The 26,399-nt window shown below is 65.0% G+C and carries 24 protein-coding genes; 14 read left to right on the top strand and 10 right to left on the bottom strand.

The window, feature by feature from the left end; translation table 11 throughout:
- Positions 1-60: 60 nt before the first annotated feature.
- On the bottom strand, positions 61-1,596 hold the full coding sequence (locus tag AC6I65_RS06225) for a zinc ribbon domain-containing protein (protein WP_497901073.1): 1,536 nt from the start codon (positions 1,594-1,596) through the stop codon (positions 61-63).
- Entirely contained in the window at positions 1,593-2,765 is a 1,173-nt protein-coding gene (locus AC6I65_RS06220) for a thiolase domain-containing protein (protein ID WP_497901072.1), read from the bottom strand. The genes AC6I65_RS06225 and AC6I65_RS06220 overlap by 4 nt, the downstream gene beginning before the upstream one ends.
- A 162-nt stretch (positions 2,766-2,927) precedes the next feature.
- Between AC6I65_RS06220 and paaK (AC6I65_RS06215) the strand changes: the two genes are divergently transcribed.
- Positions 2,928-4,214 carry a phenylacetate--CoA ligase PaaK gene (gene paaK, locus AC6I65_RS06215; protein WP_497901071.1) on the top strand — a complete coding sequence of 429 codons (1,287 nt, stop codon included), beginning with the start codon at positions 2,928-2,930 and terminating at the stop codon, positions 4,212-4,214.
- A 501-nt stretch (positions 4,215-4,715) separates the two neighbouring features.
- Positions 4,716-5,111, top strand: a complete 396-nt coding sequence (gene paaI / locus AC6I65_RS06210) for a hydroxyphenylacetyl-CoA thioesterase PaaI (RefSeq protein WP_497901070.1) — start codon at positions 4,716-4,718, stop codon at positions 5,109-5,111.
- 106 nt (positions 5,112-5,217) lie between these two features.
- Here paaI and AC6I65_RS06205 read toward each other — a convergent pair whose 3' ends face one another.
- On the bottom strand, positions 5,218-5,856 hold the full coding sequence (locus AC6I65_RS06205) for a helix-turn-helix domain-containing protein (protein WP_497901069.1): 639 nt from the start codon (positions 5,854-5,856) through the stop codon (positions 5,218-5,220).
- An 87-nt stretch (positions 5,857-5,943) separates the two neighbouring features.
- Here AC6I65_RS06205 and paaA point away from each other — a divergent pair, with 87 nt between their 5' ends.
- From paaA to paaK (AC6I65_RS06175), 6 genes are all read left to right on the top strand, one after another.
- On the top strand, positions 5,944-6,882 hold the full coding sequence (paaA, locus tag AC6I65_RS06200) for a 1,2-phenylacetyl-CoA epoxidase subunit PaaA (protein ID WP_497901068.1): 939 nt from the start codon (positions 5,944-5,946) through the stop codon (positions 6,880-6,882).
- 2 nt (positions 6,883-6,884) lie between these two features.
- Positions 6,885-7,214, top strand: coding sequence for a 1,2-phenylacetyl-CoA epoxidase subunit PaaB (gene paaB, locus AC6I65_RS06195; protein ID WP_253434174.1), 330 nt, complete (start codon positions 6,885-6,887; stop codon positions 7,212-7,214).
- Positions 7,214-8,068: a 1,2-phenylacetyl-CoA epoxidase subunit PaaC gene (gene paaC / locus AC6I65_RS06190; protein WP_497901067.1), complete on the top strand. Its 855-nt coding sequence runs from the start codon at positions 7,214-7,216 to the stop codon at positions 8,066-8,068. Before paaB ends, paaC begins: the two co-directional genes overlap by 1 nt.
- 162 nt (positions 8,069-8,230) lie before the next feature.
- Complete coding sequence (gene paaD, locus AC6I65_RS06185; protein ID WP_497903168.1) at positions 8,231-8,635, top strand: 1,2-phenylacetyl-CoA epoxidase subunit PaaD; 405 nt, start codon at positions 8,231-8,233, stop codon at positions 8,633-8,635.
- 1 nt (position 8,636) lies between these two features.
- Positions 8,637-8,804 carry a 1,2-phenylacetyl-CoA epoxidase subunit PaaE gene (paaE, locus tag AC6I65_RS06180; protein ID WP_305882370.1) on the top strand — a complete coding sequence of 56 codons (168 nt, stop codon included), beginning with the start codon at positions 8,637-8,639 and terminating at the stop codon, positions 8,802-8,804.
- A gap of 168 nt (positions 8,805-8,972) precedes the next feature.
- On the top strand, positions 8,973-10,256 hold the full coding sequence (gene paaK / locus AC6I65_RS06175; protein WP_497901066.1) for a phenylacetate--CoA ligase PaaK: 1,284 nt from the start codon (positions 8,973-8,975) through the stop codon (positions 10,254-10,256).
- 60 nt (positions 10,257-10,316) lie between these two features.
- Here the strand turns inward: paaK (AC6I65_RS06175) and AC6I65_RS06170 are convergent, their stop codons facing one another.
- On the bottom strand, positions 10,317-11,762 hold the full coding sequence (locus AC6I65_RS06170) for an aldehyde dehydrogenase family protein (RefSeq protein WP_497901065.1): 1,446 nt from the start codon (positions 11,760-11,762) through the stop codon (positions 10,317-10,319).
- A 232-nt stretch (positions 11,763-11,994) separates the two neighbouring features.
- On the opposite strand from AC6I65_RS06170, the gene AC6I65_RS06165 reads away from it, so the two are divergent.
- The gene (locus tag AC6I65_RS06165; RefSeq protein WP_497901064.1) at positions 11,995-12,471 is read left to right on the top strand and encodes a VOC family protein; all 477 of its coding nucleotides are present in this window, start codon (positions 11,995-11,997) and stop codon (positions 12,469-12,471) included.
- Positions 12,472-12,933: 462 nt separating this feature from the next.
- Here AC6I65_RS06165 and AC6I65_RS06160 read toward each other — a convergent pair whose 3' ends face one another.
- The 6 genes from AC6I65_RS06160 to AC6I65_RS06135 form a co-directional block, all read right to left on the bottom strand.
- Complete coding sequence (locus AC6I65_RS06160; protein ID WP_497901063.1) at positions 12,934-13,308, bottom strand: methylglyoxal synthase; 375 nt, start codon at positions 13,306-13,308, stop codon at positions 12,934-12,936.
- 52 nt (positions 13,309-13,360) lie between these two features.
- The gene (locus AC6I65_RS06155) at positions 13,361-14,887 is read right to left on the bottom strand and encodes a TrkH family potassium uptake protein (protein ID WP_497901062.1); all 1,527 of its coding nucleotides are present in this window, start codon (positions 14,885-14,887) and stop codon (positions 13,361-13,363) included.
- A 190-nt stretch (positions 14,888-15,077) separates the two neighbouring features.
- On the bottom strand, positions 15,078-15,326 hold the full coding sequence (locus AC6I65_RS06150) for a hypothetical protein (RefSeq protein ID WP_497901061.1): 249 nt from the start codon (positions 15,324-15,326) through the stop codon (positions 15,078-15,080).
- A 305-nt stretch (positions 15,327-15,631) separates the two neighbouring features.
- Positions 15,632-17,947, bottom strand: coding sequence for an amino acid permease (locus AC6I65_RS06145; RefSeq protein ID WP_497901060.1), 2,316 nt, complete (start codon positions 17,945-17,947; stop codon positions 15,632-15,634).
- Positions 17,940-18,371, bottom strand: a complete 432-nt coding sequence (locus tag AC6I65_RS06140; RefSeq protein WP_497901059.1) for a universal stress protein — start codon at positions 18,369-18,371, stop codon at positions 17,940-17,942. The genes AC6I65_RS06145 and AC6I65_RS06140 overlap by 8 nt, the downstream gene beginning before the upstream one ends.
- Before the next feature lie 178 nt (positions 18,372-18,549).
- Positions 18,550-20,910, bottom strand: coding sequence for an amino acid permease (locus AC6I65_RS06135; protein ID WP_497901058.1), 2,361 nt, complete (start codon positions 20,908-20,910; stop codon positions 18,550-18,552).
- Positions 20,911-21,232: 322 nt separating this feature from the next.
- On the opposite strand from AC6I65_RS06135, the gene trkA reads away from it, so the two are divergent.
- From trkA to AC6I65_RS06110, 5 genes are all read left to right on the top strand, one after another.
- A complete protein-coding gene (gene trkA, locus AC6I65_RS06130) occupies positions 21,233-22,567 on the top strand; it encodes a Trk system potassium transporter TrkA (RefSeq protein WP_497901057.1) in 1,335 nt (444 codons plus the stop codon).
- The gene (locus tag AC6I65_RS06125; protein ID WP_497901056.1) at positions 22,567-24,120 is read left to right on the top strand and encodes a TrkH family potassium uptake protein; all 1,554 of its coding nucleotides are present in this window, start codon (positions 22,567-22,569) and stop codon (positions 24,118-24,120) included. Before trkA ends, AC6I65_RS06125 begins: the two co-directional genes overlap by 1 nt.
- 51 nt (positions 24,121-24,171) lie before the next feature.
- Positions 24,172-24,591 carry a VOC family protein gene (locus tag AC6I65_RS06120; protein ID WP_497901055.1) on the top strand — a complete coding sequence of 140 codons (420 nt, stop codon included), beginning with the start codon at positions 24,172-24,174 and terminating at the stop codon, positions 24,589-24,591.
- A 646-nt stretch (positions 24,592-25,237) separates the two neighbouring features.
- Positions 25,238-26,035, top strand: coding sequence for an orotidine-5'-phosphate decarboxylase (gene pyrF / locus AC6I65_RS06115; protein ID WP_497901054.1), 798 nt, complete (start codon positions 25,238-25,240; stop codon positions 26,033-26,035).
- A 97-nt stretch (positions 26,036-26,132) separates the two neighbouring features.
- Complete coding sequence (locus AC6I65_RS06110; protein ID WP_497901053.1) at positions 26,133-26,393, top strand: AN1-type zinc finger domain-containing protein; 261 nt, start codon at positions 26,133-26,135, stop codon at positions 26,391-26,393.
- Positions 26,394-26,399 lie beyond the last annotated feature (6 nt).

The following is a 26,399-nucleotide window of genomic DNA, read 5'->3' as shown; positions in this document are numbered from 1 at the left end:
AATCCAGTTCGAGCGATCAGGACTCGAGTGCTCAGAACTCGGGCGCTCAGGAGTCGAGGATCAGGACTCGAGCAACTGCATCTTGAATCCGTACCGGGTCACGCCCTCTTGGGTGTAGATCCGCCGGACCGTCGCGTCGACGCTGTCGCCGACCGACACGGACGCCGTGTCGGGCGTCAGCACCTGCGTGGGGGTCGAGACGGGCTCGTCGTCGGGTTCGGGGCCGTCGAGGGCCACGACGGCGCTGACGAACGCCCCTTCGCGGGCCTGCTGCTCGACGAACTCCGGTGGGGCGCCACCCTGGCCGATCACGGTCGCGGCTTCGACGGTTCCCGTCCCGGGGAGTTCGACGTCGTCGTACTCGTCGAGCGTTCCGCACTCCCGACACGCGCCGGAAGGCGGGAACGCGAGCCGCCCGCACTCCCGACACCGGCCCGCGACCAGGCGGTGGCGCTGGGCCATCGTCCGTTTCCAGCTGGGGACGCTGACGTAGGCGCCGCCGCCGTCGGGTTCGCCGGGCGTCACGTCGCCGCGGATGCGGAGGTACTCGCCGTAGGAGAGCGTTCGATTGCCCTCGAGTGCGGTTTCGACGGGGACGCTGTCGCTCGAGTTGGAGTCACCGCCCGCGTCGGTCTCGTCGCCACCGTCCGCGTCGCCTCCGCCCACCTCGAGGCGCATCGCGATCGCGCCGCCGCCCGACCCGTACGCGACCAGGCCGAGCGAGCGGTGGCCGGCCTCGAGCGCCTTCGCGAGCCCGAGGAGGGTGCTCGCGGCGCCGGTGTCCCCGATGTCGTGGACGGTCGTCCCCGCCTGGATCCGTTCGGCGTCGCCCCCCAGCGCGCTCGCCGCACGGTATGGCAGTTTGCCGTTCGGCGACTGGAGGCAGACGGCGTCGACGTCCTGGAGGGAGGACTCGAGCCCCTCGACGGCCGACGCGACGGCGTCGGTGTAGGCGTCCCGGTCGTACTGCGTAATGTCGAGGCCGGTCGTTTCCCTCGAACCCGCCTCTCGATACCTGATTCCGGGGACGGCGTCGACGTACTCTCCGGCGTCAGTGACTCTCCCGGGGCCGTTGGGCGTCAAGACGAGCGCGGCGGCGCCCGCTCCACCCGCGTGCTCGTGTTCGTCCGAGGGGGCGCCACGTGGGGCGTCACTGGCGACGACCAGGACGGCGCCGTCGGTCGCGGTTTCGAGGCCCGTCCGGAGTGCGTCTGCGCCGACGCGGGTGCTCCCGGTGAACTGGCGGCTCTCGAGCGACGAGGCAAGTCCGAGGAAGCTGGTCAGGCGCGGCCCCAGCGCCTCCTCTTCGTACGGTGGCGTGGTCGTCCCGAGGAGGAGGTGCGTAATGGTTCCGGGGTCGACGTCTGCGGCCTCGAGCGCCCGTTGGGCGGCCTCGTAGGCCATTGTCAGCGTATCTTCGTCGCCAGCGGGGACGGCGGTCTCGGAGATGCCGGCGCCCTGGAACTGCCCCCAGGCCTCCGTGATGGCCTCCGCAGTGAGCCGGTAGTCGGGGGCGTACGCGCCGACGCCCGCGATACCAAGCTTTGTCGCCTCGCTCGGGCCGGGCGCCTCGCCGCTCGCTCGAGAGGCGGTCATCGCGCCACCTCCCGCTCGAAGACGTGGACCGCCGTCGCGCCACCGCTCCCGCCCACGTTGTGGGTGAGCCCGTAGCGTGGGTCCTCGAGTTGGCGGTCGCCCGCGTTTCCGGTCAGTTGATCGAAGACCTCGACGACCTGCCCGGTGCCGGTCGCACCGATGGGGTGACCTTTCGACTTGAGGCCGCCGGAGGTGTTGACCGGGAGGTCGCCGTCCGGGTCGGTGACGCCCTCGCGGAGGAGTCGCGGCGCCTCCCCGGGTTCGCAGAAGCCCAGGTCCTCGTAGGCGATGAGTTCCGCGATGGCGAAGCAGTCGTGGACCTCGGCGAAGTCGAGGTCGTCGGGGCCGATTCCCGCGCGCTCGTAGGCTCGTCTGCCGGCTTCCTGGGAGGCCGAGATGCTCGTGTAGCTGTCGCGTTCCGCGAGGCCGACCCGCTCGCTGGCCGCACCGACGCCCGCGACGCGAACGCGCTCGTCGGTGTACTCGGCCACGACGTCCTCGCTGGCGAGGAGGACCGCGGCGGCGCCGTCGGAGGTCGGACAGCAGTGGTAGAGATTGAGGGGGTCGGCGACCGCCGGCGCCGCGACGACGTCCTCGAGCGAGCACTCGAAGTCGAGGTGGGCCTTCGGATTCTTCGCGCCGTTGGCGTGGTTCTTGACGGCGACTCGCGAGAGGTCCTCGGGGGTCGCGTCGTAGGCGTCCAGGTAGGCGCTGGCCATCTGGGCGTACACACCGGAGAAAGTGGTGCCGGTGAGGCGTTCCCACTCGGTCTCTCCGGAGACGCCGAGCCAGTACTTCGTGGTGTCGCCGGACATGTCGGTCATGACCTCGAAGCCGCCCGCGAGGACGACGTCGGCCATGCCGCTCCTGATCGCCTGGACGCCCTGGCGGACGGCGAAGCCGCCGGCGCCGCAGGCGTTCTCGATCCGCGAGCAGGGCACGTTGTGGAGGCCGACGTGTTCCGTGACGGCCGGCCCCGAGAGGCCGATCTGGCGGCCGCCGACGCCGAGGGTGGCGACGACCGCCTCGTCGACGTCGTCCGTGTCCAGGCCGTGGTCGACCCGATCTCTGGCGGCCGCGTACGCCTCCGCGAACAGGTCCCGGTAGCCTCGCTCCGGGAACGAACCGAAGGCGGTCTGTCCAGCACCGATGACGTAGACGTCCCGCATACCCGGTCCTTGTCAGGTGGCGGGTATATAGCTTCGGACCCTGGCAGTTGTCGCTCGAGTCGAGTCGCTGTCACCATCGACGGACGTTGCGTTCCCCGACGCCGTGGGTGGTTTGTGCCTACCACATAATTTTTGGTGCCCCACTCCAGAGAGGGAGATGAGATGGCCTACCAGGCAATAGAGACCGCTCCGCGGAACGAACTCCGGGAGTGCCAGAACGAACGCTTACAGGAAACGGTGCGAAACGCCTACGAGAACGTCGACTTCTACCGGAACGCGCTCGAGGACGCCGGACTCACCCCCGACGACATCGAGACGGTCGACGACATCACGAAACTCCCCTTCACGACGAAGGAGGACTTCCGCGACGAGTACCCCGACGGCCTGTTCGCCGTCGACAACGAGGACATCGTCCGGATCCACGCCTCCTCGGGAACCACCGGAAAGCCGAAGATCGTCTCCTACACACAAAACGACGTAGACGTCTGGAGCGACGCCGTCGCCCGGTGTCTCGAGGCCGCCGGCCTCGGCGCGGGCGATACGGTTCAGAACGCCTATGGCTACGGGCTCTTCACAGGCGGTCTCGGGCTCCACTACGGCGTCGAGGAACTGGGCGCGACCGTAATTCCGATCGGCGGCGGCAACACCCAGCGCCAGGTCGAGATGCTCCAGGACCTCGGGAGCGACGCCATCGCCTGCACCCCGTCGTACGCGCTGTACCTCGCCGAGACCGCGGCAGACATGGGCGTCGACCTCAAGGACCTCCCGCTGCGGGTGGTCATCTTCGGTGCCGAACCCTGCACGGACCCGATGCGCGAGGCCATCGAGGAACGCCTCGGCGTCAAGGGAATCGACATTTACGGCCTCTCCGAAATCGTCGGTCCCGGCGTCTCCATCGAGTGCGTGGAGGCCCAGGAGGGACTGCACATCCACGAGGACCGGTTCTACCCCGAGGTCGTCGATCCCGAGACCGGCGAACCCCTGCCGGAAGGAGAAGAGGGCGAACTCGTCCTCACGACGCTCTCGAAGGAGGCCCTTCCCGTCCTCCGGTATCGGACCGGCGACCTGACGACGCTCTCGAGCGGGGAGTGTGAGTGCGGACGCACCACGATCCGCATGGACAACGTCACCGGTCGCTCCGACGACCTCGTGATCATCCGTGGGGTCAACTTCTACCCGAGCGAGGTCGAGGACGTCGTCCTCGAGTTCGACGAGGTGGCGCCTCACTACCGGATCGACCTGGACAGAGTGAACAACCTGGACACCCTCGAGATCACCATCGAGTGCGAGCACGACTTCGAGGGCGACCGCGAGGAACTGCGCGACCGGGTACTCACCCGCCTCCAGAACGTACTCTCGTTCACCCCCGATACCCTCACGATCGAGGAGCCCGGTGGCATCGAGCGGACGGAAGTCGGGAAGGTCAAGCGCGTCTACGACCACCGCTGAAGCCAGTTCTCGGTGAACGGAGCGCGATTTCGAAGACCGGTTCTCAACGTGTTCTCGAGCGTCGATTCACGAGCATTGGTATAGAGTCTATAGTATTAGGTATAGAATCTATAGTTTTAACCAGAGAGTGACTGAAGACTCGAGCGACCAGCCCGAACCGGGGAGCTAGTCGAGAGGGAGTCGCGCCAGTCCGGCAATGCGGCCATGGACCAGAACGTACGGTGGCCGGAAGCACGTGCCCGCGATAGCGGGCCGTGCGACTCGGGGAATAGCTGGCGTCCGTCCTGGCGGACTGAAAGGGCGAACGACGCTCGCGCCGAGAGGGCTTTCGTCGTATTTGTCGCCGTGTTCGTGGCCGACCTTCGTCGTGTCTGTGGTTCTCGTGATCGATCACCGGTCGATCCGTGCCTCGTCTCCCGTATCGCTCGAGCCGACGTCCCTCCCGACGTTCGGTTGCCCCCACCAGTAGTTTCTTGCCACCCGACCACACTGGCTGTGGGTATGGCAGACACCGACGCGCTGCGCGAGCACATCGAGAGCGATCCCTACTGTGCCACCCTCGGCATCGACCTCGTCGACTTCGAACCCGGCCTCGCCCGGACCGAACTCGAGGTCACCGAGGACCTGACGAACTTCCACGGGACGCCCCACGGCGGGGCGGTCTACTCACTGGCCGACGCGGCGTTCGCGGCCGCCTCTAACTCGCACGGGGATACCGCCGTGGCCCTCGAGACGAACATCTCCTACCTCGAGGCGGTGGACGTGGGCGACGTCCTGACGGCGACAGCGGAGGAGACCCACGTCACCGGTCGCACCGCGGAGTACGAGGTAATCGTTACCGACGAGGCCGGCGATCGGATTGCGACGTTCCGCGGTCGCGTGTACATTCTCGGGTGATCGATCGAGTCGATCTAAAACCGGTCCTCGTCGAAGCGTGTCTCGAGACCCGCCTCGAGGTGCCGAACACGACTCTGACGACGAGCACAACGAGCGACGAACCACCTCACGCGAAAATCTGTCGAAACAGCGCCTCTTCCGCCCGGCGCAGCCGCTCGAGGAACGCCGACTTGCTGATCCCCAGTTCCGTCGCCACCGCCTCCGAACTCGTCCCCCGCGGGATCTCGAAGTATCCCAGCTCCATGGCCACCCGGAGACACTCCTCCTGGGCGGGCGTCAGGTCCCACTGCTGGCTCGGCGCCTCCTGGGCCTCCGACTCCATGGGATAGACGCGCTCGAGGCGCACGCCGACGGTGTCGCCCGCGGTCTCCATCACGTTCTTGAGCACGTCCCGACCGACGACGGCCCCGAAGACCGTGGCGGCACCGTTGCGGTAGCGGAGCGTCTCGACGATCAGGCCGCCGTTGATCAGGTCGTGGACCACGCAGGGCTGCTTCGAGAGACACCGGAATCGGTACCGCCCGTCGACCTCGGTGACGTGGAGGTAGCGGATGCGGTCGTCGGCGTCGAGCGTCTCGACGAAGTGGTCGTTTCGCGGCGAGCTAAACTGCAGCAGATCGTAGCCGTCGGCCCGCAGCTGTGGCGCCTGGGCGTGGACCTCGAGGTCGACCGACTTCGTCGCCTCGGCGAGCGGGCAATCGTCGTGCTGCACCCGGAATTCGACGGCGAGACACTCCTCGATCATGCAGAAAAATACGCGCGAGAGTATTTAAAACCCCGTCATGTGGCGGTCAACTGCTAAGGGTCGAAACGACGTGTAGTATAATGAACGATGGACATCGACACCGTCAAAGAACGGGCCGGGCCGCGGGAGTTTAGCCCCGCGGACGACATGCCCCTCGAGTACCGGGAGGCTGCCACCCGGATGATCGAGTTCCACGCCAACAGCGAGATCATGGGGGCATACCTCGAGCGGCCGTTCATTCGACAGGCACCGAGTATCGACCGCAAACTGGCCTTCTCGGCGAAGGTGCAGGACGAGATCGGCCACGGGCAGTTGCTCTACCGTGCGGCGGAGTCGCTGGGCGTGAAGACGCGCGAGGAGATGCTCGACGACCTGGCCAACGGGAAGGGGAAGTTCCTCAACTGCTTCCACTACCCGATGGACAGCTGGGTCGAGACGCCGATGATCGCCTTCTTCGTCGACGGCGCTGCGATGCGCCGCCAGGCGACGCTGCGACGCACCAGCTGGGAGCCCTACGCCCACGCCATGGACAAGGTGTGCTTCGAGGAGGGGTTCCACGTCAAACACGGCGAGAGCATCCTCGCGGAGCTGATGACCGGCTCGAAGAAAGAACAGGAGATGACCCAGGAGGCCTTCGAGACCTGGTGGCCCCGGATCATCCAGTTCTTCGGGCCGACCAACGACAAGAGCACCCACCACGACTTCTCCGCCGCGGTGGGGCTCAAAGCGCAGTCCAATGACGACCTGCGCTCGATGTTCCTCCGGGAGTACATCCCGAAGGCCGAGCGCTACGGGCTCGAAATTCCCGACGAGCCACGTATCCGCGAAACCGACAACGGCTACGAGGTCGTCGAGGACGACCTGGACTGGGACGAGTTCTTCCAGATCGCGAAGAACGACTACGAGCCCGGTCTCGGCCAGATCAACGGCCGTAAGCAGGCCCAGGACGCCGTCCAGTGGGTCCGCGATAGCCTCGAGTGGGAGAACCGACCGACCGGCAGCCCGAAACCACAGGCGGCTGACTGACCATGATCTGGGAAGTATTCCGACAGGAAGAGCAAGGTGGATACCACACCCACTGTGGCAACGTCCACGCGCCCGACCGCGAGATGGCCAGGCAGTTTGCAGCCATCCAGCACGGACGGCGCAAGGCGACCAACAGCCTCTGGGTCGTCCCGAAGGAAGAGGTCGCGGAAATCGACGCCGACGAGACCTCCTTCGGCGGCACGACCGACAAGAGCTACCGCTGGGGGCCGACCTACAAGTCCGACGTCGATCACGCCGCCGAGGTCATCGAATCGGACAAGGAACAGGAAGCCGCCGAACGACAGCGCTCGAAAGCGCAGGGTGACGACTGATGGCGAGTGCTGAACCCGTCACGACCGACGACCTCTCGGCCGACGAACGAGACGCGCTCGAGGCGCTGTTGCTCCGGTTGGCGGACGACGAGTTCGTCCTCGCCGAGCGCTACACCGAGTGGCAGGTCCGCTCGCCAACCCTCGAGTCCGACCTCGCGCTGTCGAACAACGCCCAGGACGAACTGGGCCACGCCCGCCTCTGGTACGACGTGCTCGAGGACCTGGGCTACGAGGAGCACGAACTCATCTACGAGCGCGAGGCTGACGCCTGGCGCCACAGCACCCTCGTCGAACGGCCGTTCCCCGGGGGCGACTGGGCCGACGCCATCGTCCGTCACTACCTCTACGACGTGGCGGAGAAGCGCCGCCTCGAGGCGCTCGAGGACTCGGCGTACCCGAAACTCGCCGACCGCGTCGGCAAGATTCAGGCCGAGGAGCGCTACCACCTGGAACACGCCCAGAACTGGATGGAACGGCTTGCTGACGACGACGCAGACGACGGCGGCCGAGAACGCCTCCAGCAGGCCGTCGACCGGCTGTTCCCGTACGCACTGACCCTGTTCGCCCCCGTCGACGACGAAACCGAGGCGACAATCGAGGAGGCCGGCTTCCGCGACGCCACGCTCGAGGAGCTGGCCACCGACTGGGCGAGCGAGGTCGTGCCGTTCCTCGAGGGACTGGGACTCGACGTGCCGATCGGCGAAGACGATGTCCTCGACCTCGACCCGGACGTTCCGCGCGGACGCGACGGCGACCACACCGACGTCTGGGCGGACCTCCGCGAGGAGTTCACCAGCACCTACCGCGAACTGGGTCGCTCGGGGGCGACGAAGATCATGGAGAAACCGGAGTAACGCCTCCAGGCACCCGTCCCGTACCCACTGCTACCAACCACAATGAACCGTAACACACCATCCGATGTCGACGTTGACGCCGATGCCACGCTCGAGGCCGACCCACCGACCGAGGGAGTCGACGGAACCGACGACGGCCTCGAAACCGGGTTCGACCCGGACCTGGACGCTGAGAACGAGGCGACCCCGTGTTCGTACACCGACTACCGATCCGGCGAGGCCGTCGAGGACCTCCCGGCGACCGGCGAGGGCGCGACGGGCGTCGAAGCCGCCGTCTGGGACGCCCTCTACGGGGTCGAGGATCCCGAGATGCCGGTCAGCATCGTCGACCTCGGCCTGATCTACGGGCTCGTAGTCGAGGACGGCCACGCGACCGTCGACATGACGCTGACGTACTCTGGCTGTCCCGCACGGGACATGCTCCAGGACGAGATCCGAGAGACCGTCGCGGACGTCGACGGCGTCGAGTCGGTCGACCTCCGCCTCGTCTGGAGTCCCGGCTGGACCATCGAGATGGTGACCGAACAGGGCCGATCCGACCTGCGAGAGTTCGGGTTGAGCGTCTAATATGCGCGAGACAGATCCATCCGTGATGACGAGCGGCGAGGCGTCGGGAGCGGAGTGTCCGTACTGCGAGTCGACGGACACCGTCCGCGAGCATCCGAAAGGCCCGTCGCTGTGTCGCTCGATGCACTACTGCAACGAGTGCCAGCAGCCGTTCGAGAAGTTCGAGTAACGGAGACGGTCGACTGAGCGACGAGGACTCGAGTGATGGAGTCGCAGAGCGGCAGAGTAGCGGGTCGCGCGGGAATCGTAACGCTCGCCGACGCACAAACCACCCGCGTGCGGCGACCCCCCGGGGCGCCAAGAACTATAGGCCTCCCCTTCGTCCCCTCGAGACAGCATGGTCGCATCCGACGAACGGCTCCCGCGGGAGGAACGCCGGGAACAGCAGACAAAGCGGCTCCGTGAGACCGTCGAACGCGTTTGCGAAAACGTCCCATTTTACGAGGAGCGGCTCACAGCAGCTGGCGTCACGGCCGACGACATCGAGACGCTCGAGGACGTCACCAAACTGCCGTTCACGACGAAAGCCGACTTTCGAGACACCTACCCCGACGGCCTGTTCGCCGTCGACGACGAAGACGTCGTCCGCATCCACGCCTCCTCGGGGACCACCGGAAAGCCGAAGATCGTCGCCTACACCGCGGGCGACCTCGAGCTCTGGAACGAGGTGATGGAACGAGCGATGTGGGCCGCCAACCTAGACGCAGGCGATACGGTCCAGAACGCCTACGGCTACGGGCTCTTCACCGGCGGCCTCGGCTTTCACGCCGGAGCGGAGTCGCTCGGGGCGACGGTGATTCCGGCGAGCAGCGGCAACACCCAGCGCCAGGTCGAACTCGCCGCGGACCTCGAGAGCGACGCGCTCTGTTGTACGCCCTCCTACGCGCTGTACTTCGCGGAACGGGCCGAGGAGATGGGTATCGATCCGCGGGAACTCCCGCTGTCGGTCGTCCTCTACGGCGCCGAGCCCTGCACCGAGCCGATGCGAGAGGCCATCGAGGACCGGCTCGGCGTCACGGGGATCGAGAACTACGGCCTCTCGGAGCTGATTGGGCCCGGCGTCGCCGTCGAGTGCGCTCACGCCCAGGACGGGCTGCACATCCAGACCGACCACTTCTACCCCGAGGTGGTCGATCCCGACTCCGGCGACCCATTGCCGCCTGGCGAGGAGGGCGAACTCGTGCTCACCTCGCTCACGAAGGAGGCCCTGCCCGTGCTTCGATACCGGACCGGCGACATGACCACCCTGATCGAAGCGCCCTGTGACTGCGGTCGAACCACGATCCGAATGGACGGCGTCACCGGCCGCGCCGACGACCTGCTAATCGTCCGTGGCGTCAACCTCTATCCCAGCCAACTCGAGGCCGTGATCCTCGAGTTCGACGCCATGGCGCCCCAGTACCGGATCGACCTGTATCGCGAGGGCGCGCTCGACCGACTCGAGTTGACGGTGGAACTCGAGCGTGGGTTCGATGGGGACGAAGAAGCGCTCCGAGAACGGTTGCTCGAGGCGATCTCGAGCACGCTCTCGTTGACTCCCGACACGCTAGACCTCGTGGAGTACGGCTCGATCGAACGAACCGAGGTTGGGAAGGTCAAGCGGGTGTACGACCACCGCTGATTCGGATAGCACCAAACCGACTGAATCGGCGCCGGGCGACGACCGCGGCCGTTCGCCCTGCTACTCGAAGTTGATGTTCACGTTCTTCGCCTGCGTGTACTCGCCGATGGCTTCGGCGCCCTGCTCGCGGCCCTCGCCGCTCTCTTTGACCCCGCCGAACGGCGTCTGTGGGAAGGTGACGGGATACTCGTTGACGCTCACCATCCCGTACTCGAGGTCGCGGGCGAAGCGGTGGGCCCGCGAGAGGTCGTTTGTCCAGACGCCGGCGAGCAGGCCGTAGGGCGAGTCGTTGGCGACCTCGAGCGCCTCCTCCTCGCTCTCAACCTCGATGACCGAGAGCACTGGTCCGAAAATCTCCTCGCGGGCAACGGTCATGTCGTTGGTCACGTCAGTCAACACGGTCGGCTCGAGGAAGTAGCCCTCCCGGTCAGGGACCTCGCCGCCGGTCGCGACGGTCGCGCCCTCCTCGAGGCCGGTTTCGACGTAGTCGGCGACCTCGTCACGGTGACTCTCGCTGACGAGCGGGCCCATTCGCGCGTCGTCGTCGATGCCGTTCCCGAGCGGCGTGTTCTCGGCGCCGGCGACGACGCTCTCGACGACCTCGTCGTGGACGTCCTCGTGGACGACGAGTCGGGAGCCAGCCCAGCACATCTGCCCAGCGTTCATGAAGATGCCGTAGTGGACGCCCTTCGATGCGGCCTCGAGGTCCGCGTCGGGGAAGATAATGTTTGGTCCTTTCCCGCCGAGTTCGAGCGTAACACCGGTGACGCTGTCGGCGGCCTGGCCCATCACGCGCTTGCCGATTTCCGTGCTGCCAGTGAAGGCCACGTGGTCGACGCCCTCGTGTTCGGCCAGCGCCGCCCCGGCGACGCTTCCACGGCCGGGAACGACGTTGAGCACGCCGTCGGGAAGCCCGACTTCTTCGGCGGCCTTCGCGTAGTACAGCGCGGAGAGGGGCGTCTGGCTCGAGGGCTTGACCACGGCGGTGTTGCCACAGGCGAGTGCCGGGGCGAGACTGCGTCCCGCTAGCTGGAACGGGTAGTTCCACGGGACGATGTGGCCCGTCACGCCGACGGGCTCTCGGATGGTGTAATCGAGGCGGTCACCGGGGACGGGAATCTGATCGCCCGCGAGCTTGTCCGCCCAGCCGGCGTAGTACCGGAACGTGTCGATGACCATCCCGACCTCGAGGGTCGCCTCGAACTGCGTCTTGCCGTTGTCGTGGGATTCGACGAGCGCGATTTCGTCCTTCCAGTCCTCGAGCTGGTCCGCGAATGCCTGCAAGTACGCCGCCCGCTCGGCGGGGTCGAGCGAAGCCCACTCGCTTCCGCGCTCGAGCGCGGCGTCGGCCGCCGACACGGCGGCGTCGACGTCTGCTTCGCCAGCCGCCGCGACCGTCGCGTAGGTCGTCTCGTTCGCGGGGTCGACCGTCTCGATCTGCCCGCTGTCTTCGCCGTCGGCCCATTCGCCGTCGATGTAGAGGTCCATTGGACCCGTGTAGCTCATGCACGAAAACCGACGGACGGAAGCGTGTTATAGGTTGCTGTAACGGCACGCCTCAGGGCGTGCTCGGAGGGGGGTCTCAGTTGCGTCGCACGGCTCCCAGCGCGGCGAAGACGACTCGAGTGAGAGCCCCGCCCGGAAGACGGTGGCCCGGCTTGGGATCCGGACTCGACGCCGCAGGGAGCGCGACGGCGACATCCCAAACGATTATCGTTCTCGAGAGACGTTCCGACGTATGGACGGGGACGACCTGCCGCCGATGCGCGTCGATCACACCGGAATCGCCGTCGAATCCATTCCGGAGGCCGAACCGCTCCTGTTCGCCCTCGGCTGTGAGAAGATTCACGAGGAGCCGAGCAAGTACGGGTCATTCACCTGGGCGACCTACGTGCTCGGCGGCGCCTCCCGACTCGAACTCATCGCCCCGCGACCGGGGTCGGAGTCCTTCCTGACCGACTACCTCAAGGAACACGGCCCCGGCCTCCACCACGTCACCCTCGAGGTGGCCGATCTCGAGGCCGCAGTCGAGGCACTGGAGGCGGCCGAGGTGTCGGTCATCGACTACAACGAGTTCGAGACTTGGGGCGAGGCGTTCGTCTCCCCGGCGAATCCCACGGGCGTCCTCTTCCAGCTGATTGAGTACTACGAGGGGTACGCCGGCGAACGGGACGCTGGCTGTCGATTGTTCGTCGATGGAACACCCCTCGAGTGAGTCCGTTCTCGCTGGCCGGTGGCCCGTCCGCCAGTTCGCGACTAGCCGACCGGGCGTTCGCGCTGAAAGCGTGATGAATTAGTATAGATTACGAGCATAGCTATGTAATAGTGTGTCAGTTACTAACGTAATACGGCGCGTTCGGCCTGGATTGGTCATTTATCGGAATTAAATAATTGACCAAAGTATGGTATTTCTGTATCGAGAACGGAAATTGGCGCCGGTGACGTCGATCGAGAGGAATCGGCTTTGACGGCGTATACTTCTGAAAAAGGCCAGCAGCAGTCTTCGACGTCGGGGATCCCGTACGGCCAGCGTACAAGGTCGATGAAGTTCAGATTCTGCCGTAATTAGCTCTATAACGGCTATATGGTCGACCCTTGTATCGTCGAAGCGGAGGGGCGATAAAATCGAGAGTATGAGTATATGTTTGTCGACATATTAGTGAAATAGTACAGTAACTTATGATACGTCGTCGATTCCCTCGAGCAGGTATCGGGCACTCGCGAGATTCGTCGCCAGGGCGGTGTCGTGGACGTCACAGATCCGCAAGAGTGCCGAGATGTCGGGTTCGTGCGGTTGGGCCGTGAGCGGATCGCGCAGGAAGACGATCCCGTCGAGAAGGTCCTGGGCCACCTCGCTGCCGATCATCAGGTCGCCGCCGAGCGGTCCCGACTCCTTCCGTTCGATCTCGAGGTCGGTCGCCTCGAGGAGGCGTTTGCCGGTCGTTCCCGTCGCGATGAGGTCGTAGTCGGCGAGCACGTCCTCGTACTCGCGAGCGAAGGCGATGAGGTCGTCCTTCTTCTCGTCGTGGGCGATGAGTGCGAGTCGAACCATAGGCTCGATTCGTCCTCGAGGGGCAAGATACCTCGGGCGCTCGCCCTCGAGTCTACGAGCGCCAGTACGCCGGGAGTAAGAGGACGAGAACGGGGATAATCTCGATGCGACCTATCCACATCATGAAGATCATGACGAAGCGCGTGAACAGCGGAAAACCGGCGTAGTTTTCGAACGGACCAGCCAGGCCGAACGCGGGCCCGATGTTGAGGAAGATGGAGGCGGCCGCGCCGAGGGCCTCGAATTCCGAGACGGTGATCCCGTCGCGCGCCGCGTCGACAACGATGAAGATGGTCAACAGGAAGAAAATGATGATCGCGAGCATCACGTAGGCGAAGATGTCGTTGATCGTGTCCTCGTCGACGACGGTATCGCCGAGTCGGACGGGTCTGACCGCTCGCGGGTGGATGGAGAGAAAGAGGTTGCGAGCCAATCCTTTCAGGATCACGAGCCAGCGCAGGGACTTGATCGAGCAGGTCGTACTGCCGGCCATGCCGCCGACGAACATCCCCAGAAAGAGGATGTGTTTCGCGCCGGGATTCCAGAGGTCGAAGTTTACCGAGGCGTACCCCGTCGTCGTCACCATCGAGACGACGTTGAACAGGCCGTGTCTGAGCGTCGCCTCGACGCCTACTGTGTCCCCGGCGAGGCCGATAAGGAGCGAGACGAGCGCTCCGAAGACGGCGATGACGCCGATGTAGAAGCGAAACTCCTCGGACTCGAGCGGCCGTGTGTACGACCCGCGGGCGACCGCGTAGAGCAACACGAAGTTCGTCGCGCCGACGATCATGATCGGGATCATCGTCCACTGCACGATCGGCGTGAACGCCCCGATGCTATCCGGTTCGGGCGAGAAGCCAGCCGTCGAGACGCTCGTCAGCGCGTGAGAAATCGCGTTGAAGAGGTCCATCTCCGGCGCCAGACCGAGGAGATGAAACGCGTAGAAAATCGCCGCCGCCGCAACCGTCAGCCCGACGTAGAGTCCCCAGATGAGCCGTGCCGTGCTCTCGATTTCCGGGGTGAGCTTCGTGACCGTCTGGGTCTGGGTCTCGGTCTCCATCAGCTGTGCACCCCCGACCATCAGGTTCGAGAGCAGGCCGATGGCGACGATCAGAATGCCCAACCCGCCGAGCCACTGCTGGATCTGTCGCCAGAGCAGGATCGAGCGCGGCTGGTTCGTGAAGTCCCAGCCGCTCATCACCGTCGCGCCCGTCGTGGTCAGGCCGCTCATGCTCTCGAACATCGCGTTGACCGGTCCCTCGAGTCGGCCAGAAAAGGCGGAGGCGGGGTCAGCACCCAATCCCAGCAGGACGAACGGAATCGCGCCGATCAGCGCGACTCCGAACCACGTCAGCGCGACCATCAGGAACGCCTCGCGCTGACCGAGGTCGCGCTCGTCGGTCAGGCGCTCGAGCAGCGTGCCGACGGCGACGGTGCAGGCGATGGCGACGACGAACGGAATCGTCTCGTCGCCGTCGAGGGCCGCGAGCGCGAGCGGCGCGGCTAGTGGGACAGCGAGCCAGAAGAGAACGGTCCCCGTCACGCTACAGCTCGAGCGCCAGTCGACTCGGATCCTCATCGAACGACTCGACCTGTGTCAGCGACGGTGATAACGATACTGGGTTTCGTCGTCCGATACGGGTGGGTTTCAGCGGGATTCGATCGTGACGTTGGGGGTACGGTGTCAGGGGCAGGGCGTCGAGCGTTCGGTTTCGAGGGGAAAGCGTCGAGAGTGCGGCGTCGAGAGTGCAGCATCGAAGGCCACGGGCTCACTCGAGCGCCGCGAGAAAATTGTTCAGGAGCGCGGAGCGTTCGTCCCTCCAACTCTCTCCGTCGGGGGGTAAGTAGCGGACGACGACCATTTCCCCCTCGTTTGGCTGGTCCACCGCGTCGACCCACCGGGTTCCCTGCCAGAGACCCGTAACTTCGACGCGCCCCTGCCGTGCGTGCGTGTACGTTCGGCCGCGCTCGAGGCCGCTATCGGCGGGCGAGTGAGATGTGTTCGTTCCGTTTCTCATACGCGTTGTTCTACTTCAAGTGCTTTTTCCTGACTGCTTGCGGTCGAAGGTTTCGGATCACCGCTTCGAGAGCATCCGATTGCGCCGTTCGCACTGAGGGAAGCGACCGTTTCGTGGGGGCGAAAGAGGCGTCAATCGGGCCAGGTGAGCCAGGTTGGACACGTTGGACTAATCAGGAGTCGTACCTGCAAACGCGTCGTTCCGCGACTGTTCCCGCGGGTGTCAGACCGTGAGACCGGCCCGTTCTGTGTCGCGAGACTCGAGCACATCACCGAGCGAGGCTCGAGAAGATCGTCGACCGCTGATCAGGAGCCGGATTTCGTTCTTGTCTCGGCTTCTTCTTCTGTTTCTGTCGACGCTTCGCCTCCTGGACGGCCGAAGAGCCGTTCGCGGAGCGACCGTTTGGCCGGACGCTCCGCGAGCAGGACCGAACAGTCGACCTCATCGACGACGTCGAACACGAGCGAGCCGCCCACGAGCCGGGAGAGTAGCCCCTTTCTGGTCGCGCCGAGGACCACCATCGTGTGATCGTTCGCGGCGCGCTCGATGGCTCCCTCGACGTTGCCGTCTGTTTCTACGAGGAGGGTCGCGTTGCCGAGCCCGTGGTCGTCGGCCCAGGTGCCGAGGAACGCCGTTCCTTTCGCCCGGTCGGTGTCCTCGTCGACGACGTGCAAGATCGACACGTCGGCGCCGTGGACGTCTCGAAGCGCCTTGGCAGCCTCGGCGCTGAGGTCCGAATCCGGCCCGCCAGCCGTCGGCACGAGCACGCGTGAGGGGTCGAACCCGCGGTCTTTGAACACCAGGAAGTCACAGGGGAGGTTCATCGTGAGGTCCTCGAGGCCGGCGCTGGTCCGCCCGCTGGTCCACGGTCGGTTCGGGCTCCAGCCCATGACGACCGTGTCGGCGTTCAGCCGTTTAGCGGAGTCGACGACCTCCTCGAGCGATCGGTGAGAGACCACGGTGTGGGTTTCGATCTCGACGTCGTACTCCGCGGCGACCCTCCGGGCGTTCTTGAGGAGCCGACTCGACTCGCCGTCGACCGTCTCGAGCTGATTGGCCACGTACTCGAGGGACGTCTGGTCGGGGACCTCGACGACGTGAACGGCGTGAACGACGCCGTCGTTCTGGTCGGCCATCGTACAGCCGAGGGCGACCAGTTCGTCCTCGGTCCGGGGGTTCGAGACGGGGACCATCACGTTGTAGGGGGCGGTCGCGTCGGGGGAGGCAGCCTCGGCGGCTGAAACCGCGATGTCGGGCATTTCTTCGGACCGGTCGCGGACGTACTCGCCGAGAACGCCCTGGATTGGCGTGCGGTAGCGTGCGTAGAGAACGTACCAGAGAATGGCGCCGGCGACGAACACCACTGCCAGGATCTGGGAGGTGAGGTCCATGAAGTAGATGAGTCCCAGCGACAGGACGAATCCGAGAATCGGTACGATCGGGTACAGCGGAACCGTGAAGTCTGGATCGTAGTCGGGGTGGTCGGTTTCGCGGAAGACGATCAGCGCGGCGTTCATCAGGGCGTAGACGATCAGGTGGAGGACGCTCGCCGCTTCCGAGAGCACCTTGACGTCTCCGCCCATGACGACGATGAAGACGATGATCAGCCCGCCGGTAACGACGATCGATCGGTAGGGTGTCGCGAATCGCGGATGGATTTCGTTGAGCCAGTCGTTGACGATCTTGTCCCGACCCATCGCGAAGTTGATCCGGGCCGACGCCAGAATCGAGGCGTTGGCCGACGAAGCCGTCGCCAGCAGCGCACCGAGGGCCATGATCACCGCGGCCGCACCTGCGAAGTTGCCGGGAAACGCCACTTCGGTCGCCTGGGCGACTGGCGCCTCGAGGTCGAGATCCGGCCACGGGACGACGCCGAGCATGATCGTCACGAGAATGCCGTACAGTACCGTGACGATGGCGACGCTGCCGACGATGGCGATTGGGAGATTCCGTCCCGGGTTCTTCATCTCCTCGCCGACGGTGGCGATCTTGGCGTAACCCAGGAAGGAGACGAAGACGAGGCCGGTCGCCGGCAGGAGTTCAGCGGTTCCGAACGGCGTATAGCCGCCGCTTCCGGAGACCGTCGCCCAGTCGAAGGCGAACCAGCCTGCGACCGCGAAGATTCCCAGGATCACGAGTAAAATGGTGACGATGATCGTCTGGACGCCGCCGGTCTCCTTCGCGCCGATGTAGTTGACGCCGACGAAGGCCGCCCCGGCGAGGATCGCCCCTACCTGCACGTTACTGAGAAACAGGATCGAGGGTAACTCGAGGAGTTCGCCCAGGTAGCGGCCGAATCCGATGGTGTAAAAGGCCGAGGCGAACGCGAGCCCGAGCCAATCGCCCAGTCCAGATATCGAGCCGAACAAGGGGCCGAGCGCGCGGTTGACGTAGTAGTAGGCACCGCCGGCTTTCGGCATCGCCGTTCCGAGTTCCGAGACCGACAGGGCGTTGACCATGGCGATGACCCCGCCGACGAGAAACGAAATGACCACGATCGGGCCGGTTCCCTGGGCGGCCTCACCGGGAAGGACGAAGATGCCCGCCCCGATCATCGTCCCGATGCCGATGGTCATTGCGGGAATCAAGCCGAGGTCCTTGGCGAGTTCCTCGTCACTCATCTCGGTCACCCGGAAGGATCAGGACCGGTCGATCGGTTCGATTGATCAATTTTCGTGCAACGTCCCCCGTTAGCAGCTGTCGCCACCGACTCTCGCTGCGCGGGACGAAGACGATCGCGTCGGCGCGTTCGTCGTCGGCGACCTCGAGAATCGTCGCCGCGACGTCGGGCCCGTATCCGAGGGTGGGTTCGACAGCGAGCGTGGGATCGTCGATGACCGCCTCGAAGATCTTGAAGAGGGTTTCGGCGAACTCCTCTCGCTGTTCGACGCCTGCAGCGTCGGGAGCACCGCCAGCTTTTTCGACGACGTAGATCGGGATCAGGGTGGCGTCGTCGAACCGACCGGCGACGGCCTTGCCCGTTACTCGGGCGTCCTCTTCGTTCGCAATCGGCACCAGAACGCGCCGAAACGGCCCCTCGCTCATCCGAAGCCGCCTCCGGTGGATTCGAGAGCGTTCTTCCAGAGCAGTGTACAGCGACTATCCGATGGTATCATATTCGAGGGTATTTATCGATACATGATAAAACCCTCGCTTGTATTTTCGAATCCTGAATCTTGGGACGAGGTATTGGCGAATCGATAGTGACTCTGTTCGCCGCCGTTTACTGAGAGGTGGTTTCGGTATTACTCTCGTCGACGTCGGGCGTCGTCGGCTCGGGTTCGACGCCCGTGTCGTCCTCCTCGAGGTCGCTGTCGCCGGCTCCGCTGCCGAAGAGCCGATCGCGAAGGCTCCGCGTGTGGCGTTTCTCTGCGAGCAGCACGGAGCAATCGACCTCGTCCAGAACGTCGAGCACGAGCGACCCGCGAACGAGGCGCGAGAGGACGCCCTTCTCGGTGGCACCGATCAGGAGCAAGGTCGCGCCCTCGGCCGCCTCCGCGATCCGCGACTGCACGTCGCCGGTCTCGACGCGGAGCCTCGCGTCCTCGAGGTCGTGGTCGGCTGCCCAGGACGCGAGGAACGCCTCGCCGCGCTCGCGATCGCCGTGATCGGTGACGTGCAACAGCGTGACGTCGGCGTCGTACTGCGACTGGAGGGTCTTCGCCACGGCAGCGGCAAGGTCGGAATCGGGACCTCCAGCGGTCGGGAGCAGGACGCGGGACGGATCGAACCCGCGGTCGCGGAAGACGAGGAAGTCACACGGGAGCGAGTGAGCGAGTTCGTCGATGGTGGTTTCGGCCCGGCCCGGGGCACCGTGGGATTCGGGACCCCAGCCCATCACCGTCACGTCGGCACCGTAGCGTTTCGCCGCCCCGAAAATCTCCTCGAACGGGTCGTGCGAGAGGACGATGTGCGTCTCGATATCAGCACCGTAGGTCTGGGCGTCGGCCTGGGCTTGCTCGAGCAAGTCGTGGGCGGTCTCGTGTGCTTTCTGTTCGCGCGCGGCCTCGAGAGCGGTCTGTCTCGGGACGTCGACGATGTTGACGGCGACGACGGTACCGTCGTGGTGGTTGGCGACGGCCGATCCAAGGGAGATCAGGTCCTTCTCGTGTTCGGGGTTGGCCAGCGGCACCATGACCCGGTAATCGCTCTGTTCGGGAGCGACGGAGGTCGCGGCGGAGACGGCGACGTCCGGGAGCTGTTCCGAGCGGTCGAGGATCCAGGCGTCGAGGACGCCAGCCGCTTCGACGTGCCGTCGGGCGTAGAAGAGATACCACAGCGCCGCGAAGGCGACCAGCCCCAGCGAGAGATAGATCACGCGGGGTTCGATGTAGACGATGAGGGCGAACGAGGAGAGCGTCCCGATGATCGGGACGATGGGATACAGCGGCACCTCGAAGTCCGGGTCGTAACCCTCGGGTTCGGCCTCGCGCATGACGATCAACGCGATGTTCAACAGCCCGTAGACGATCAGGTGCAGGACCGATCCGGCCGTCGAGAGCAACGCGAGGTCGCCCACGATCAGGAAGAAGAGGATCAGCCCGCCCGTGACGGCGATGGACTTGTACGGCGTTCCGAAGCGGGGGTGGATCTCGTTGAGTTTCGGGGTGACGATCTTCTCCCGTCCCATCGCGAAGTTGATCCGCGAGGACGACAGGATCGAAGCGTTCGCCGAGGAGGCCGTCGCGAGCAGTCCGCCGAAGAGCAGGAGGCCAGCGCCAAAGGCGCCGAGGCTGTAGCCGAGGAGGTCGTACTTCCCGAACAGAAGGCGGGCGGCGTCGACGACGGCTGTATTGTTCTGGGCGACGAGTTCGTTCGGCACGGCCGCGAGCAGGACCACGAGGAAGAACGCGTAGATGGTCGTGACGATGACCACTGACCCGATCACCGCGCGCGGCAGGTTGCGGCCGGGGTCCTTGATCTCCTCGGCGACGGAGGTAATCTGGACGAAGCCGAGGTAGGAGACGAAGATGATCCCCGTGACGGGAAGGATTTCAGCGGCCATACCCGGCTGCGCGGATCCGGCGAGTGAGTTCAGGTCAGCATTGAGCAGACCGACGACCGAGAACAGCGCCAGAATCCCCACGAGTAAGAGCACGATGACGATCTGAAGCGTCCCGGTCTCCTTCGCGCCGATGTAGTTGACGGCGATGAAGAAGAGCGCCCCCACCAGGCCGATCATCTGGGCGGGGCCGAGTGTCAGCGGCCCGAGTGCGAGCGCGCCGAGGCCGACCAGGTCGTTGACGTACTCGCCGAGGCCGTACATGTAGAAGGCGGAGGCGAACGCGAGGCCGATCCAGTTGGCCCATCCGGTGATCGAGCCGAACAGCGGGCCGAGCGCCCGGTTGACGTAGAAGTACGCCCCGCCGGATTTCGGCATCGCCGTCCCCAGTTCCGAGGCGGAGAGCGCCGTAAACAGGGCGATCACCCCGCCGAGGACGAAGGTTGCCGCGGCGAACGGTCCCGCCCGGAAGACGGCGGTCCCCGGCAGGACGAAGATACCCGCCCCGATCATCGTCCCGATCCCAATCGTCAGCGCCGCGAGGGGCCCGAGGTCCTTCGCGAGTTCCTCATCGCCGCTCACGTCGGGTCACCTCGAGGGACCTCGTCGCGGGCGAGAGTGTGGCTCGAGCGCGGCGTTCCGTGGTAATTTCGTGGCGTTCGTCCGTCGGTACGGTCGGAAGATGGGTGAGCGAGTATGAACATTAGTTGGAAGAATACGGCTGCTACCACCACGTATTCACACGGGTGATATCAGGGCTTCGCTCTCTCGGCGTCGTCAGCGACGTCCAGATTGTGGGCTCGTGCATACTAACCAGTCAGTCAGCCTGTCGTACTACGTCGTAACGTCTATTTCGGTACCAACAAAACACCACCTCAATGAACGAGCCTTCACGGGTGGCATCGTGCACGTAGTCATCGTCGGTGCCGGCGAAGTCGGTCGATCGATCGCCAAAAATCTCGAGGAGACCCACGACGTCGTGATTGTCGATCAGGATTCTGACATCGTCGAGGACCTCACCTACTCGCTCGACGTGCTCGCCATCGAGGGCGACGGGACCGAGATCACGACGCTTCACGAGGCGAACGTCGAGGAAGCCGGCCTCGTCATCGCCTGTACGGACGACGACGAGGTGAACCTCGTCATCTGCGGCGCGGCCAAGACGCTGACCGACGCGTTCACCATCGCCCGCGTGCGACGACGGACGCTGCTCGAGACGTGGGAGGGGTCGGAGGGCGCTTTCGGCGTCGACTTCATGGTCTGTACCGACCTGCTCACGGCCCAGGCGATCTTCCGCATCTCCGGCCTCCCCGGCGCTCAGGACGTCGACATGTTCGCCGGCGGCCTCGTGCGGATGGCCGAGTTCGAGATCAGCCCCGAGAGCCCGATCGCCAACCAGAGCGTCCAGGACGCCGACCGGTACGACTCGTTGACGTTCGCGGGAATCTTCAGAAACGGGGACATGATCGTCGCTCGCGGAGAGACGGTGATCGAACCGAACGACCGGGTCGTCGTCATCGGGAGTCCCGACTCCGTCTCGACCTTCGCCGACGACCTCGTCTGTCTCCCGGAAACCGAACAGGAGGAGGTCGTCATCGTTGGCGCCAGCGAGATCGGCTACCAGACCGCCCGTGAATTCGAAGAACACGGCTACGAACCCCGTCTCATCGAGCGAGATCCCGACCGCGCCCGCGAGGTCGCCGAAGCTCTCCCGAACACGCTCGTCATGCAGAGCGACGCCACCGACACCGAGTTCCTCGAGCGGGAGCACATAGACGAGGCTGACATCGTCGTCTCCGCCCTCGGCAGTGACGAGCGCAACCTGCTCGTCTCCCTGCTCGCTCGACGGCTCGGCGTCGACCGCACCGTCGCCGTCATCGAGAACCTCGAGTACGCCGAACTGTTCGAGACCGTGGGCGTCGACGTGGCGATCAACCCCCGCGAGGAGACCGCCGAAGAGATCGTCCGCTTCACGCGATCGAACCGTGCAGAGAAGGTGGCCATGCTCGAGCACGACCGCGCCGAGGTCATCGAGATCGAGGTCGGTGCCGACAGCGCCCTGGCCGAACGAACAATCATGGACTCGGTCGCCGACCTCCCCGAGGGCGTCGTCATCGGCGCCATCTCCCGCGGCGGCAACCTCGTGACCCCGCGTGGAGACACGACGCTCAGGTCCGGCGATCACATCGTGCTGTTCGTCGATGCGACGGTTCTAGATCAGGTGCTCGAGGCGATCTGATGAACTCCCATCTCCACGTCGACTCCCATCTCCGCGTCGACTGGCGGGCCGGGCTGAGCCTCGTCGGGACGATACTCGCATTTCTCTCGCTCGCTTTCGTCCTCCCGATCGTGACGGCGCTCGCATACGGCGGCGAGGATCTCTGGGTGTTCGTCATCTCGATGAGCGTCACCGTCGGGTTCGGCCTCGTGCTCCGACAACTCGACACGGATCCGGACCCCGGCGCTCGAGAGGCGTTCATGGTCGTCGCGCTGACGTGGCTTTTCGCCGCAATCTTCGGCGCGCTTCCCTACCTTCTCGCCGGGAACGGAACCGTTGCCCATCCGACGAACGCCCTCTTCGAGAGCATGAGCGGCTTCACGACGACCGGCGCGACGGTGATGGGCGACATCTCCTTCGACACCCACTCGAGGGCGATGTTGTTGTGGCGCCAGCTCACCCAGTGGGTCGGCGGGATGGGGATCATCGTCCTCGCGGTGGCGATCCTCTCCCAGATGTCCGTCGGTGGCGCGCAGTTGATGGAAGCCGAGAGCCCAGGGCCCGGCGTGTCGAAACTGACACCACACATTGCGGAGACGGCGCGGGTGCTCTGGTTCGCCTACATCGGCTTCACCCTCCTTCTGATGACGCTGCTGTACGGCCTTCACCTCGCTGGATTTGCACCGGAGATGGATCTGTACAACTCGATCGCTCACGGTCTCTCGACGATGCCGACCGGCGGGTTTTCGCCCGAAGCCAGGAGCATCGAGGCGTTCTCGCCAGCCGTCCAGTGGCTCATCGTGCCGTTCATGTTCATCGCCGGGGTCAACTTCGTCCTCTGGTGGCACCTCGTCTCGGGGGACACGCGAGCCCTGTTCCGGGACAACGAGTTCCGACTCTACCTCGGGGCCGTCACCACGCTCTCGGTCGTGCTCACGGCCGTCCTCTTCTTCGACGCCACCGTGAGCACCGACGAGGTCGGCCAGATCGGCGGTCGCCTCGAGCCCTCGTTGCGGTACGCGACCTTCCAGATTGCCTCGCTGACCAACTCGACCGGCTTTGCGAACGTCGACTTCGACCAGTGGGGCGGCACTGCGAAGGCCGTGATGCTCTTTGCAATGTTCATCGGGGGGAGCACCGGGTCGACCGGCGGGGGAATCAAAGTACTCCGGTGGCTCGTCATCCTCAAATCCCTGCGGCGGGAACTGTTTACGACCGTCCACCCCGAGGCCGTCCGTCCGGTTCGCATGAACGGAAAAACCCTCGACGAGGAGGCGATTCGGGGCATCTACGCGTTCACGTTGCTGTACTTTTGCCTGTTCTTCCTCGGAGTTCTGCTGTTGGCCGCCGACGCCGCCCGCGTCGGCCTTGAACTCGAGAGCATCGAACTGGTCACGGCCTCGATCGCCACCCTGGGCAACATCGGCCCCGGGTTCGGAATCATCGGTCCAATGGGCGGCTACGGCGAGTTCCCGGTCACCTCGCGGCTCCTGATGATCCTCTACATGTGGATCGGTCGTCTCGAGATCTTCCCCGTACTGGTGTTGCTGACGGCGGCGTACTGGCGGTCGTGATCCGCGAGGCGGTCGACGCGCTTTTGACGCCGCCCCCACGAAGTCGAGGCGATGACGACGCCACGCGCACATCACGTCGGGATCACCGTCTCTGACCTCGAATCCGTCCTTCCCTTCTACCGAGACGTCCTCGGGTTCGACGTGCTCGATCGATTCTCCGTTTCGGGAGAAGCGTTCGCTGAGGCCGTGGACGTCCCCGACGCCGCAGGCAGGTTCGTCCACCTCGAGACTGGTGACGTTCGCCTCGAACTCGTCGAGTACGCGCCGACGGGAACGGCCAAGTCGAAACCCGAGCTGAATCAGTCGGGAGCGACCCACGTCGGTTTCCAGGTGGCCGACCTCGAGGCGTTCTTCGCGTCCCTGCCCGCCGAGGTGGAGACGCTGAGCGAACCCCGGACCACCGAGAGCGGTACCTCGATCCTCTTTCTGCGCGATCCGGAAGGGAACCTGGTGGAAGTACTCGAGCGGTAGACGGCTCGCACACGACACATCGGTTCCGTGGTTTCGGCGAACGTTCGATGGAGGAATCCGGCCGATAAAACGGCCTCGAGGCGTTCGCTCTCGAGCGCGAGGACTGACAGGCGCCGAACCGAGGAGGATTGAAGAGAGCCGTCCGCGAACAGGGTCTCGCTCGTGCCAGCGAACGATTGTGTCGACGGGCAGCCGACGACTGTCTTATGCTCACACATGACATAGGTATCTGTGCTATGGAGCACCCGAAAGCACAGCACCGATCGACCGTCCCAGTCGGGGCGACGCCGATCTCGAAGTACGTAACCTGGAACGATCACCGTCGTGCGATCCACGACGGGGCACTGGCGGCCCGAGAGCGACACGCGTTGGCTGCGCGGTGACGACTGTCCGCGCTCTCTGCGGCGAGCGCCGCCTCGAGCGTTTATTTTGGCGCGCTCGAACGCATCCGAGATTGTGCTGGATAACACATGTAACTGGAGATGGGCGCCAGATCCCCTTCTCGAGGCGCAACCCAGAGGGCGAAGCGACCGTATCAGGTGTCGAATCCCTTCCACCCCGACCGGTCGTTCGAACCAGCGACCATCACTCCGTCCGGACGTCCACAATAGCAACGTTTTCGTCCCTGCCTCGAGCACTTGAGGCCATGAACTTCTTCGATCGGTTGCACGACCGCATCGTGACGGTCGACAGCGTCGTCAGCGTCGGTCTCGACCCGGACCCGAAGCGCATTCCCGAGCACCTGCGGGACCACGACCTCCCGCGGTGGGCGTTCAACCGCCGGATTATCGACGCCACGCACGAGCACGCCGCGGTGTTCAAACCCAACGCCGCGTTCTACGAGGACCCCGACGGCTGGCGAGCCCTCGAGGAGACCATCGCCTACGCCCACGGGAAGGGCGTTCCCGTGCTGCTCGACGCCAAGCGGGCAGACATCGGGAACACGACGCGACAATATGCACAATTGCTCGAGAAAGCAGACGCCATCACCGTCAACCCCTACATGGGCCGGGACTCCCTCCAGCCGTTCCTGGCGAACGAAGAAGCGGGCGTCTTCGTCCTCTGTCGCACGTCGAACCCCGGCGGGGCCGACCTGCAGGACCTCGAACTCGAGACCGGCGAACCACTGTACGAACGCGTCGCGGCCCTCGCGGACCTCTGGAACGAGAACGACAACGTGGGGCTGGTCGTGGGTGCGACGAAGCCCGAGGAACTCGAGGACCTGCGCGAGCAGGTGCCCGACCTGCCGTTCCTGGTCCCCGGAGTCGGCGCCCAGGGCGGGGACGCCGAGGCGGCCGTCGAGTTCGGCCTGGCGAACGGGGTCGGCCTCGTGAACTCCTCGCGCGGGATCATCTTCGCGGGCGAGGAGGCAGGTGAGAAGTTCGCCGACGTCGCGGGCCAGGCGGCGAAGCGGCTGAAAGCGCGATTGAATCAGTACCGGTAGGCTCGAGCCGAAGCGATGGTCGAATAGAACTCTTCATCCAGTAACTCGAACGTGGGAAACGTTATCACGTCCTAATCGAGAGCTAGCGCTAGTACAGATGTCCCGCTGTCACGTGTGCCACGAACCGCTGGATCTTCCGAACGATTGCAACTACTGTGGCGAATACTACTGTCGCGAACACCGTCTTTCCGAGAACCACAGCTGCCCGAACCTGGACCAAGTTCACACCCTCGGGCCGGAGTTTCGTGAGACAGCGGTCCAACCTGCGAACGAGGACAGCGCTTTCACGCCGGTACGAATCGGCGTGGGGATACTCGTTCTCGCGATACTCGCCACCCTGATCGTGTTGTTCCTTTGAGTATCG

The sequence above is a fragment of the Natronosalvus sp. KLKA75 genome, assembly GCF_059736265.1.
Note: the sequence above shows the minus strand (reverse complement) of the source record. Positions and strands in the feature narration are given on the sequence as shown.

Excerpts from the sequence above, each read along its gene's own strand:
- AC6I65_RS06225 (WP_497901073.1), bottom strand. The coding sequence starts at position 1,596 with ATGACCGCCTCTCGAGCGAGCGGCGAGGCGCCCGGCCCGAGCGAGGCG.
- AC6I65_RS06220 (WP_497901072.1), bottom strand. The coding sequence starts at position 2,765 with ATGCGGGACGTCTACGTCATCGGTGCTGGACAGACCGCCTTCGGTTCG.
- paaK (WP_497901071.1), top strand. The coding sequence starts at position 2,928 with ATGGCCTACCAGGCAATAGAGACCGCTCCGCGGAACGAACTCCGGGAG.
- paaI (WP_497901070.1), top strand. The coding sequence starts at position 4,716 with ATGGCAGACACCGACGCGCTGCGCGAGCACATCGAGAGCGATCCCTAC.
- AC6I65_RS06205 (WP_497901069.1), bottom strand. The coding sequence starts at position 5,856 with ATGATCGAGGAGTGTCTCGCCGTCGAATTCCGGGTGCAGCACGACGAT.
- paaA (WP_497901068.1), top strand. The coding sequence starts at position 5,944 with ATGGACATCGACACCGTCAAAGAACGGGCCGGGCCGCGGGAGTTTAGC.
- paaB (WP_253434174.1), top strand. The coding sequence starts at position 6,885 with ATGATCTGGGAAGTATTCCGACAGGAAGAGCAAGGTGGATACCACACC.
- paaC (WP_497901067.1), top strand. The coding sequence starts at position 7,214 with ATGGCGAGTGCTGAACCCGTCACGACCGACGACCTCTCGGCCGACGAA.
- paaE (WP_305882370.1), top strand. The coding sequence starts at position 8,637 with ATGCGCGAGACAGATCCATCCGTGATGACGAGCGGCGAGGCGTCGGGA.
- paaK (WP_497901066.1), top strand. The coding sequence starts at position 8,973 with ATGGTCGCATCCGACGAACGGCTCCCGCGGGAGGAACGCCGGGAACAG.
- AC6I65_RS06170 (WP_497901065.1), bottom strand. The coding sequence starts at position 11,762 with ATGAGCTACACGGGTCCAATGGACCTCTACATCGACGGCGAATGGGCC.
- AC6I65_RS06165 (WP_497901064.1), top strand. The coding sequence starts at position 11,995 with ATGGACGGGGACGACCTGCCGCCGATGCGCGTCGATCACACCGGAATC.
- AC6I65_RS06160 (WP_497901063.1), bottom strand. The coding sequence starts at position 13,308 with ATGGTTCGACTCGCACTCATCGCCCACGACGAGAAGAAGGACGACCTC.
- AC6I65_RS06155 (WP_497901062.1), bottom strand. The coding sequence starts at position 14,887 with ATGAGGATCCGAGTCGACTGGCGCTCGAGCTGTAGCGTGACGGGGACC.
- AC6I65_RS06150 (WP_497901061.1), bottom strand. The coding sequence starts at position 15,326 with ATGAGAAACGGAACGAACACATCTCACTCGCCCGCCGATAGCGGCCTC.
- AC6I65_RS06145 (WP_497901060.1), bottom strand. The coding sequence starts at position 17,947 with ATGAGTGACGAGGAACTCGCCAAGGACCTCGGCTTGATTCCCGCAATG.
- AC6I65_RS06140 (WP_497901059.1), bottom strand. The coding sequence starts at position 18,371 with ATGAGCGAGGGGCCGTTTCGGCGCGTTCTGGTGCCGATTGCGAACGAA.
- AC6I65_RS06125 (WP_497901056.1), top strand. The coding sequence starts at position 22,567 with ATGAACTCCCATCTCCACGTCGACTCCCATCTCCGCGTCGACTGGCGG.
- AC6I65_RS06120 (WP_497901055.1), top strand. The coding sequence starts at position 24,172 with ATGACGACGCCACGCGCACATCACGTCGGGATCACCGTCTCTGACCTC.
- pyrF (WP_497901054.1), top strand. The coding sequence starts at position 25,238 with ATGAACTTCTTCGATCGGTTGCACGACCGCATCGTGACGGTCGACAGC.
- AC6I65_RS06110 (WP_497901053.1), top strand. The coding sequence starts at position 26,133 with ATGTCCCGCTGTCACGTGTGCCACGAACCGCTGGATCTTCCGAACGAT.